The following is a 4719-nucleotide window of genomic DNA, read 5'->3' on the forward strand; positions in this document are numbered from 1 at the left end:
TGTCGAGGGCCACGGAGACACACGCGTCCTGGTACTTCACGGATGGGCATTGGATAGCGCGGTCTGGCTCGCATCACGAAGTGAGATCGACCTCGAGCGCTTCACATACGCGTTCCTGGACTTCTCCGGGTACGGGTCGGCCCGCGATCAGGCGCCGGCAAGCGGAATCGACGGGATGGCGGCAGAGGCCATCGCCGCAGCAGACGAGCTGGGATGGGACACGTTCGCGGTGCTCGGCCACTCGATGGGCGGCACGACGGCGATCCGTGTCGGAACACTTGCACCGGATCGGGTGACAGCTGTGGTCAGTCTCACCCCGGTGTCGCCGTCAGGCACGCCGCTTGACGCCGCAACGTATGAAGGGTTCCGGTCTGCGTACCCAGATTCAGGGCCCACTCTGGGCGGTCTCGGCCCTCATCTCAGCGCTCGACAGCTGCAGAACATCGTCTCTCGCTCGCATGAAGTCCTGGACCAAGGCGTCTGGGACGCGTACCTGGCGAACTGGACGGCCGCCGACTTCGGCGACAGCCTCGCTCTCTACGGCGGCCCGGTGACCTTGGCCTACGGCGACAGCGACCCCTTCGTGACCAAGGAGTATCTCGAGGGGACCGCGCAGGCGCTCAAGAACGCGTCGCTCGTCCCGATCGAGTCAGCTGGTCACTACCCGGAGGTCGAGCAGACAGTCCAGTCAGTTCGTCTTTGGGAAGACGCTTTGACGAACGAAACAGGAAGGCAGTCCGCATGACCAGAGTTCCGTACCGGGGTATGCCGCCGACGATCTGGGCGCCGGAGGTACCTCAGCTGATCCGTGGTGCGCGCATGACCATCGTGGGCTTCGAAGCTGATCGCGAGGCGCTGCAGGAGATTCTCCCGCCGGGGTTGACTCCGCACCCCAACAACTCCATCCAGATGAACATGTATGAGATCGAGGCCGATCAGAGCAGTGGGTTCGGGGGCTTCTCCTTGACCTACCTCACGGTCGAGGTTGATGGCCACGACAGCATGGCCGGCGACGGTACGGTCCCGATCCCGGGACGATATTTCGCGTACTACTGGAACAGCTCGCCCAGAGTGATTTCGTACGCACGCGAAGGCGCAGGTATTCCCGCGATGCCCGGCATCCGCACCTCCGAGATCACGGACGGCAAGCTGACCTCGGCGCTGCACGTGGACGGCAACGAGGTCATCACGTTGACTGCGTCGGTCACCGAGGACCATGTCGGCGATCTCGGCGGCCATCTCAACTACTACTCACATCGCCAGATCCCTGAGCCTTTCGGCGGTTATGCGGCGCTGAGCCAGTTGATCGAGCTGCCGTTGCCCTTCACGGTCAAGCTGTACGACGCGTCCGTGGAGAACCTCACGTTCAACTTCCCGGAGGGGCACCCCGCGCAGAAGCTGGCGCCTACCGACCCGCTCAACATCACGTCCCTCCTGTACGGCGACGTCACGTTCACGTACTCGATGGGCCGGGTCATCCACGACTACCTGGTCGACGAGCCTGCCGCCCACATCTAGTCGGATCCTCCTGATGGCCTCGGGTTGTCTGCTTCGTGAGCAGGCAACCCGGGGCCATCGTCATGCCAGCGGCACCGCTCGGTGCGCCTCACACGGGGCGTGCGGGGGCTTCGGGCGTACCGGTCTTCCTCCGACCAGTGGCGTCGGGGCTGCTCACGCAGCCACACGCACCAGTCAGGCGCGACGTCCGTCGCTGTCGGAACGTGCCATTGCCACGTGGCCAATCATGCTGCGCCGCGTCATCGACACCAACGACGCCACCAGCTCCGCGACGTCTTCCACGGGAATCATTCGAGCGGGCTCGATCTCGTCGTGCTTCCAAGCGGCCAGGTCGGTATCCACATACCCGGGCGCGGCTCGGCGAAGTCGCCGGTGATCGACGACTGCGCGATGACCTTGGCGCCCCTCACCTGATCCTGCCGCTGCGCGGAGCAACGGGAGAGCGGATTGTCAGCGCAAAGCCATCGGCCGCCAGTCGTTCGGCAATGCCTAAGCGGATGCCCGAGTGGCGCCCGTGACCAGTGCAGATCGCCGCACGCTCACCGCTTCCTCAGCACCTTCAACCCCGCATCGACAAGGCTGCTCACGGCGTCTCCAGCCTGATCGAACCCTCGGCCCACCGTGCCGCCCGCGCGGTACCGGTGGTCGATACCCGCCGCGATGACCGCGATCTTGTAGTAGGCGAGTGCCATGTGGAACTCCCAGTTGGTCAAGGAGACGTCGCCCGCCCGTTCATACGCCGTCGCAAGGGCATCTGGTTCGGGTAGGCGAGAACTGGTCCACGCGGCCGGGAACCCAACGACCGAGTCGAAGGCAGGATGTCGGTACGCGCACATCATCGCCACGTCGGCCACAGGGTCTCCTATGGTGGAAAGCTCCCAGTCGACTATTGCGAGGACGCGGCCTGCATCGGCCAGGTCGATCAGAGCATTGTCACTTCTGTAATCGCCATGGACCACACAGGACCCACTCTGCCTTGGCACCGATTCGCTGAGCTGTTGAGCAAGCAGAGGCGCCAGTCCTTCGTGGTTGCGACCGACGATCTCCCACTGCGATGACCAGCGGCGTAGTTGTCGAACGGCGTACTCGCCTGAGCGACCGAACGAACCAAGTCCTGCTGCATGGTGGTCGACGCTGTGCAGCTGAGCGAGGGTCTTGACGAGGTGATCGACGGTGGAACTCATCAGTGAATCGTCGAGCGCATCGATGTCGTCGCGCGACTGCAGGGAGACCCCGGCGACAAACTCGACGATCGTGAAGTGCGCCCCGAGGATGGATGTGTCCTCGCTGTGGAGGACTGGAGTCGGTACCGGGATCCCGGCTGCCGAGAGCGCGGAGGCAACCCGGAATTCTCGGCCTACGTCGTGGGCCGACGGCGTCCCTCCAGCGGTGGGCGGACGACGAAGCACCCACTGGTGAACGTCATCCTCGATCAGATAGGTGAGATTCGATCTTCCGCCTGCGATGACTCGGGCGGAGAGGGGGCCTGTCGTGACAACGCCGTTCGACTCCAGTTCTTGGGCGACAGCCGCGAGCTCGCCAGGTGTCAGGTCAGCCATGTTGAGCCCCTGCAATGGTTCGCACGGCCCTCTTGGCAATGGACCACCGGTGTACCTCAGATGGGCCGTCGTAGATTCGGAAGGGACGCAGCTCTCGCGCAATCTTCGCCACGGGCAGGTCCGCGGCCACGCCGAGGCCGCCGCACATCTGCATGGCCCTGTCCGCGACCCGATCGAGAGCTTCGGCCGCAAAGGTCTTCGTGATGGACGTTGCCTTGGACGCGCGGTCTCCAGCATCGAGTTCAGCGCAGGCGCTGAGCAACAATGCCCTGGTCGCGGCCAGGTCGATCTCGTTGTCAGCAATCATCTGCTGGATCATTCCCAGATCGCTGAGTCTCGACCCAAAGGCCTCCCGCGTCACAACGTGCTGGACTGCGACCTCGTGGGCGCGACGGGCAGCCCCGAGCCACCGCATGACATGAGTCATTCGTGCTGGCCCAAGACGCACCTGCGCGTAACGGAACCCTTCATCGACGCCACCAAGGACGTCGTTGTCGGCTACGAAGACATCAACGAACGTCATCTCGCAGTGCCCGCCAATCATCGAGCGGTCCATCGTCGGGACATGTCGGCCGACTGTCAGTCCCTCCGCCGAGGCGGCGGTCAGGAACATGGTCGCTCCACCGGCATCGCCTGCCTCACCGCTGGTGCGCGCCATGACGATGAAGAAGTCAGCTCCGTCGGCCCCGGTGATGAACCACTTTCGTCCGTTCAGCAGCCAGCCCCCATCAGCTTTCGTCGCAACAGTATTCAGCGCTGTCGGATCAGATCCGGAGCCCGGAGACGGTTCTGTCATCGCGAAGGCCGAGCGGCAGTGACCTCGGGCGAGGGGATCGAGAAACTGCGCCTTCTGTTCCGCGGTGGCGACGTGACTCAACAGGTGCACGTTGCCCTCGTCCGGCGCCGCGATGTTGAGTGCCAACGGGCCGAAGAGTGAGTACCCGGCCTCTTCGAAGACTGGTGCTCGCGCAGTCATTCCCAGTCCCAGTCCGCCGTGCTCGAGCGGCGCGTGAGGCGCGAACAGGCCAGCAGCTCGCGCTGCCTCTTGCAGCCGGTGACGCAGCTCGCTTCCACCAGCAGCCATCACGTCACCGTCGAACTCGTCGTCGCTGGGTAGCACCGACCGGGCAATGAACTCTTTCGTCCGGCGAGTCAGATCAAGGGGTGCTTGCGACATTTTCTCTCCTGTGGTGGCACGACCGATCGATCGGTCGGTCTATGAATAGATGGTAACGCCTCACCCGTTGACGCCAGGTCTTCGGAGCTCATGCAGCGGACATGCACCGCTCATGCCTCCTGCACGAACAACTACGAGGGGCGCAGCGCACCGCGCTGGATCTTGCCGGTCTGCGTCTTGGGGAGCTCCGAGGCGACATGAATCACCCGTGGAGCTTTGTAGGCCGCCAATCTTTCGCGCGCAAATGCCATGAGTTCGTCGGCTCTGACTGTCGCACTCTCGACGAGAGACACGTAGGCCACGACCACTTCGCCTCGATAATCGTCCGGCGCACCTACGACGGCCGCCTCTCGGACTGCTGGGTGCTGATAGAGGACATCTTCAACTTCGCGGGGCCATACCTTGTACCCGGAGGTGTTGATCTGATCCTTCAGGCGGTCAACGAGGTAGACCCATCCGTCATCG

Annotated in this window: 5 protein-coding genes and 1 pseudogene; 2 read left to right on the plus strand and 4 right to left on the minus strand. The window is 63.8% G+C overall.

Annotated elements, in window-relative coordinates:
• Positions 1-745 (plus strand): alpha/beta fold hydrolase (locus JWQ91_RS16305; protein ID WP_297786612.1); only part of this gene is annotated, 745 nt, incomplete at its 5' end.
• Positions 742-1518 carry an acetoacetate decarboxylase family protein gene (locus JWQ91_RS16310; protein ID WP_297786615.1) on the plus strand — a complete coding sequence of 259 codons (777 nt, stop codon included), beginning with the start codon at positions 742-744 and terminating at the stop codon, positions 1516-1518. The genes JWQ91_RS16305 and JWQ91_RS16310, both read left to right, overlap by 4 nt.
• A gap of 174 nt (positions 1519-1692) precedes the next feature.
• Here JWQ91_RS16310 and JWQ91_RS16315 read toward each other — a convergent pair whose 3' ends face one another.
• The 4 genes and pseudogenes from JWQ91_RS16315 to JWQ91_RS16330 form a co-directional block, all read right to left on the minus strand.
• The gene (locus tag JWQ91_RS16315) at positions 1693-1860 is read right to left on the minus strand and encodes a hypothetical protein (RefSeq protein WP_297786618.1); all 168 of its coding nucleotides are present in this window, start codon (positions 1858-1860) and stop codon (positions 1693-1695) included.
• A gap of 197 nt (positions 1861-2057) precedes the next feature.
• Positions 2058-3077 (minus strand): phosphotransferase family protein, encoded by a 1020-nt coding sequence (locus JWQ91_RS16320; RefSeq protein ID WP_297786620.1) that lies wholly within the window; start codon positions 3075-3077, stop codon positions 2058-2060.
• On the minus strand, positions 3070-4254 hold the full coding sequence (locus tag JWQ91_RS16325) for an acyl-CoA dehydrogenase family protein (protein ID WP_297786623.1): 1185 nt from the start codon (positions 4252-4254) through the stop codon (positions 3070-3072). Before JWQ91_RS16325 ends, JWQ91_RS16320 begins: the two co-directional genes overlap by 8 nt.
• Before the next feature lie 131 nt (positions 4255-4385).
• Positions 4386-4719: pseudogene (locus JWQ91_RS16330) on the minus strand (long-chain fatty acid--CoA ligase); the annotation flags it as partial.

Source organism: Aeromicrobium sp. (assembly GCF_025965075.1).
In the GTDB taxonomy this organism is placed as follows: domain Bacteria; phylum Actinomycetota; class Actinomycetes; order Propionibacteriales; family Nocardioidaceae; genus Aeromicrobium.

Excerpts from the sequence above, each read along its gene's own strand:
- JWQ91_RS16310 (WP_297786615.1), top strand. The coding sequence starts at position 742 with ATGACCAGAGTTCCGTACCGGGGTATGCCGCCGACGATCTGGGCGCCG.
- JWQ91_RS16320 (WP_297786620.1), bottom strand. The coding sequence starts at position 3,077 with ATGGCTGACCTGACACCTGGCGAGCTCGCGGCTGTCGCCCAAGAACTG.
- JWQ91_RS16325 (WP_297786623.1), bottom strand. The coding sequence starts at position 4,254 with ATGTCGCAAGCACCCCTTGATCTGACTCGCCGGACGAAAGAGTTCATT.